5 protein-coding genes are annotated in these 4,507 nt (G+C 65.8%); 4 read left to right on the top strand and 1 reads right to left on the bottom strand.

What is annotated here, in order from left to right; all coding sequences use genetic code 11:
• Positions 1–125 precede the first annotated feature (125 nt).
• Positions 126–827: a phosphoribosylanthranilate isomerase gene (locus H8B02_RS45515; RefSeq protein WP_229172250.1), complete on the top strand. Its 702-nt coding sequence runs from the start codon at positions 126–128 to the stop codon at positions 825–827.
• A 120-nt stretch (positions 828–947) separates the two neighbouring features.
• A complete protein-coding gene (gene trpB, locus H8B02_RS45510) occupies positions 948–2,165 on the top strand; it encodes a tryptophan synthase subunit beta (protein ID WP_229172249.1) in 1,218 nt (405 codons plus the stop codon).
• 79 nt (positions 2,166–2,244) lie between these two features.
• Here the strand turns inward: trpB and H8B02_RS45505 are convergent, their stop codons facing one another.
• On the bottom strand, positions 2,245–2,589 hold the full coding sequence (locus H8B02_RS45505) for an endonuclease domain-containing protein (RefSeq protein WP_229172248.1): 345 nt from the start codon (positions 2,587–2,589) through the stop codon (positions 2,245–2,247).
• A gap of 72 nt (positions 2,590–2,661) precedes the next feature.
• Here H8B02_RS45505 and trpA point away from each other — a divergent pair, with 72 nt between their 5' ends.
• The gene (gene trpA / locus H8B02_RS45500) at positions 2,662–3,498 is read left to right on the top strand and encodes a tryptophan synthase subunit alpha (RefSeq protein WP_229172247.1); all 837 of its coding nucleotides are present in this window, start codon (positions 2,662–2,664) and stop codon (positions 3,496–3,498) included.
• A 104-nt stretch (positions 3,499–3,602) separates the two neighbouring features.
• A partial coding sequence (accD, locus tag H8B02_RS45495; RefSeq protein WP_229172246.1) for an acetyl-CoA carboxylase, carboxyltransferase subunit beta occupies positions 3,603–4,507 on the top strand: 905 nt, incomplete at its 3' end.

Here is a 4,507-nt window from a genome sequence, read left to right as displayed (position 1 = left end):
TGGCTTTTACGGGCCCAATGGGCGAGACAAGCAGGGCGCGACGTTGTAGAACCCGCCCCGTCGGACCCGGGGCAGCCCCTGTTCCGGACGCCCGAAAACCCGTTTTTGAGACCCGTTTCGAGACCATGCCCCTGCTCGTCAAAATCTGCGGCCTGTCCACGCGCGAGACGCTCGACGTCGCGCTTGAGGGCGGCGCGGACATGGTGGGGTTCGTGTTCTTCTCCCCGTCGCCGCGCCATATCAGCCTCGAGACCGCGCGCGAGCTTGGCAGCCGCGCCAAGGGCCGCGCCGTGAAGGTCGCGCTGACGGTCGATGCCGACGACGCCACGCTCGAAAACATCGTCGAGACGCTGCGGCCGGATATCCTGCAATTGCACGGCAAGGAAACCACCGCGCGGCTGCGCGACATCAAGCAGAAATTCGGCCTGCCGCTGATGAAGGCGCTGCCGGTCGAGACCGCGGCCGATCTCGCCCCGCTGCCGGGCTATGCCGGCGTCGCCGACCGCATCCTGTTCGATGCCCGCGCGCCGAAGGATGCGACGCGGCCGGGCGGTCTCGGCGCGCCGTTCGATTGGCACCTGCTGGATAATCTCGATCTCGCGCTGCCCTACATGGTCTCCGGCGGGCTCAACGCAGAAAACGTCGCTGAAGCTGTCCGCGTCACCCGCGCCGGCGGGGTCGACGTGTCGTCGGGCGTCGAGCGCACGCCGGGCGTCAAGGATCCCGAGCTGATCCGCGCCTTCATCCGCGCCGCACGCGCAACCCAACCTTCTTCACCTCTCCCCGTTCACGGGGAGAGGTCGACCGCGCAACGCGCGGGCGGGTGAGGGGCGCCGCAATGAAGATTGAGCGAGTGGAGAAACCCCTCACCCCAACCCTCTCCCCGCAAGCGCGGGGCGAGGGAGTGGAAACAGCGCCGCGACGCGGCCAGAAGAACTGATGGTTCGATGAATCAAAACCTGCCCAATTCCTTCCGCAGCGGCCCCGACGAGCGCGGGCATTTCGGCATTTTCGGCGGACGCTTCGTCGCGGAAACGCTGATGCCGCTGATCCTCGATCTCGAAAGGGCCTATGCCGACGCCAAGGCCGATCCGGCGTTCCAGGCCGAGATGAACGTCTACCTGAAGGACTATGTCGGCCGGCCCTCGCCGCTCTATTTCGCCGAACGGCTCACCGAGCATCTTGGCGGCGCGAAGATCTATCTGAAGCGCGAGGAGCTCAACCACACCGGTTCGCACAAGGTCAACAACGTGCTCGGACAGATCATGGTCGCGCGCCGCATGGGCAAGAAGCGCATCATCGCCGAGACCGGCGCCGGCCAGCATGGAGTGGCGACGGCGACGCTGTGCGCGCGGTTCGGGCTCGAATGCGTCGTCTATATGGGCGCCGTCGACGTCGAGCGGCAGCAGCCGAACGTGATCCGCATGGAGATGCTGGGCGCCAAGGTCGTCCCGGTGCAGTCGGGCGCGCGCACGCTGAAGGATGCGATGAACGACGCGCTGCGCGACTGGGTCACCAACGTGCACAACACCTTCTATTGCATCGGCACGGTGGCGGGCCCGCACCCCTATCCGATGATGGTGCGCGACTTCCAGTCGATCATCGGTCACGAGACCCGCAAGCAGATGCAGGAGGCCGAGGGCCGCCTGCCGGACTCGCTGATCGCCTGCATCGGCGGCGGCTCCAATGCGATGGGCCTGTTCCATCCGTTCCTCGACGATCCCTCGGTCGAGATTTTTGGTGTCGAAGCGGCCGGTCACGGGCTGACGCAGCTGCATGCGGCATCGCTCGCCGGCGGACGCCCCGGCGTGCTGCACGGCAACCGCACCTATCTGTTGATGGATGCCGACGGCCAGATCGAGGAAGCGCATTCGATCTCGGCCGGCCTCGATTATCCCGGCATCGGCCCCGAGCACGCCTGGCTGCATGAGACCGGCCGCGTGAAATATCTCTCGGCCACCGACGAGGAAGCGTTGGCCGCGTTCCAGCTGCTGTCGCGCCTCGAAGGCATCATCCCCGCGCTGGAATCCGCACACGCGATCGCGAAATTGTCCGAACTCGCGCCGCAGCGGCCGAAGGATCACCTGATGGTGGTCAACCTCTCGGGCCGTGGCGACAAGGACGTGCCGCAGGTCGGCGACATCTTGAAGGCGAGGCAGAAGTGAGAGATCGGCCGCATCTCCTCCACCTCTCCCCGCCGGGGAGAGGTCGGCTGCGTAGCAGCCGGGTGAGGGGTCTTTCCGCTCACTCGAACCGAAGTGATGTTTCGATCATCTCGAGCACGCCTTCGAGATTTTCGTATACGTCCGTATTGGACACTCGCACGACGAGAAACCCGCAAGCTTCGAGGACTTCAGTCCTCGCTGTGTCGCGCTTTACCTCGGATGACGTCGAATGTGTCACGCCGTCGACCTCAATGATCAGCTTACCGTCAAGTGTAACGAAATCGACTATGTACCGGTCAACCGGATGCTGGCGCCGGAATTTCCATCGCGACAGCCTGCGATTGCGCAACGCCTGCCAAAGCTTCGCTTCGGCGCTCGTTTGCGATGCGCGGAGGCTTCTTGCTCTTGCTTTGAACTGCTCCATCCCCCTCACCCGGCTGCTGCGCAGCCGACCTCTCCCCGGAGGGGAGAGGTATAGCACAGTGAATGCCGCCCCATGAGCACCCGTATCGACGCACGTTTCGCCGAGCTGAAGCAGCAGGGCCGCTCCGCTTTCGTCACCTTCGTGATGGCCGGCGACCCCGACGCAAAAACCTCGCTCGACATCCTCAAGGCGCTGCCGAAGGCCGGCGCCGACGTCATCGAGATCGGCATGCCCTTCACCGATCCGATGGCCGATGGCCCGTCGATCCAGGCCGCCGGTCTGCGCGCGCTCAAGGGCGGCATGACGCTGCGCAAGACGCTGGCGATGGTCCGCGACTTCCGCAAGGACGACAACACGACGCCGGTCGTGCTGATGGGCTACTACAATCCGATCTACATCTACGGCGTCGAGAGCTTCCTGGCCGATGCCAAGACCGCCGGCGTCGACGGCCTGATCATCGTCGACCTGCCGCCGGAGGAAGACACCGAGCTCTGCATCCCCGCGTTGAAGGCCGGGCTGAACTTCATCCGGCTGGCGACGCCGACCACCGACGACAAGCGCCTGCCGGCGGTGCTCGCGAACACCTCGGGCTTTGTCTATTACGTCTCGATCACCGGCATCACCGGCGCTGCGACGGCCGATTCGAACGCGGTTGCGGAAGCCGTCGCCCGGATCAAGCGGCACACCAAGCTGCCGGTCTGTGTCGGCTTCGGCATCCGCACCCCGGAGACGGCGCGCGCGATCGCCGAGAATGCCAACGGCGCCGTGGTCGGCACCGCGATCGTCGACGTGGTGCGCGCCAACCTCGATGCCGAGGGCCGCGCGACGCCGAAGACTGTGAGGGCGGTGGCGGACCTGGTGTCCGCGCTGGCGCAGGGGGTCCGGGGCGCCAAGCAGGCCGCTGAATAAGCCACATTTTGCGGCAACAAGGCCGCAGACGGCGGCTTGCCGGGTTCGCCCGGCCCGCCATATATCCAGCTGGTGCGGGACCGACCCGCATTTCGGAGCGAACCATGAACTGGCTCACCAACGTCGTCCGGCCGAAGATACGCAACATCCTGCGGCGCGAGACGCCGGAAAACCTCTGGATCAAGTGCCCGGATTCCGGGCAGCTCGTGTTCTACAAGGACGTCGAGGCCAACCAGTTCGTGATCCCCGGCTCGAACTACCACATGCGCATGGGCGCGGTGGCGCGGCTGAAGTCGATCTTCGACAACGAGACCTGGTTCGACGTCGCGCTGCCCGAGGTGACGGCGGATCCGCTGAAATTCCGCGACGAGCGCAAATATGTCGACAAGATCAGGGATGCGCGGGCCAAGACCGGCCTGAACGACGCGGTCAAGGTCGGCTACGGCAAGTTAGAGGGCACCGGCGTCGTGGTCGCGGTGCAGGATTTCGATTTCATGGGCGGCTCGCTCGGCATGGCCGCGGGCGAGGCGATCGTGCGCGGGCTCGAGCTCGCGGTCGAGAAGAAGTCGCCCTTCATTGTGTTCGCCGCGTCCGGCGGCGCGCGGATGCAGGAAGGCATCCTGTCGCTGATGCAGATGCCGCGCACCACGGTCGGCGTGCAGATGCTGCGCGAGGCGAAGCAGCCCTACATCGTGGTGCTGACCAATCCGACCACCGGCGGCGTCACCGCCTCCTATGCAATGCTCGGCGACGTCCAGATCGCCGAACCCGGTGCGCTGATCGGCTTTGCTGGCGCGCGGGTGATCGAGCAGACCATTCGCGAGAAGCTGCCGGAGGGTTTTCAGCGCGCCGAATATCTGCGTGAGCACGGCATGGTCGACATGGTCGTGCACCGCCATGAGATGAAGGCCACGCTGGCGCGGCTGTGCCGCCTGCTGACCAGGGCGCCGGCGCTTGAAACCGCGTCCAAGCCCACGGTCGCCGTCACCGAGCCGGCCCAGATCGTCAC

The sequence above is a fragment of the Bradyrhizobium altum genome, from assembly GCF_020889705.1.
Taxonomy (GTDB): Bacteria; Pseudomonadota; Alphaproteobacteria; order Rhizobiales; family Xanthobacteraceae; genus Bradyrhizobium; species Bradyrhizobium altum.
Note: the sequence above shows the minus strand (reverse complement) of the source record. Positions and strands in the feature narration are given on the sequence as shown.

Coding starts and splice junctions, on each gene's coding strand:
- H8B02_RS45515 (WP_229172250.1), top strand. CDS start 126: ATGCCCCTGCTCGTCAAAATCTGCGGCCTGTCCACGCGCGAGACGCTC.
- trpB (WP_229172249.1), top strand. CDS start 948: ATGAATCAAAACCTGCCCAATTCCTTCCGCAGCGGCCCCGACGAGCGC.
- H8B02_RS45505 (WP_229172248.1), bottom strand. CDS start 2,589: ATGGAGCAGTTCAAAGCAAGAGCAAGAAGCCTCCGCGCATCGCAAACG.
- trpA (WP_229172247.1), top strand. CDS start 2,662: ATGAGCACCCGTATCGACGCACGTTTCGCCGAGCTGAAGCAGCAGGGC.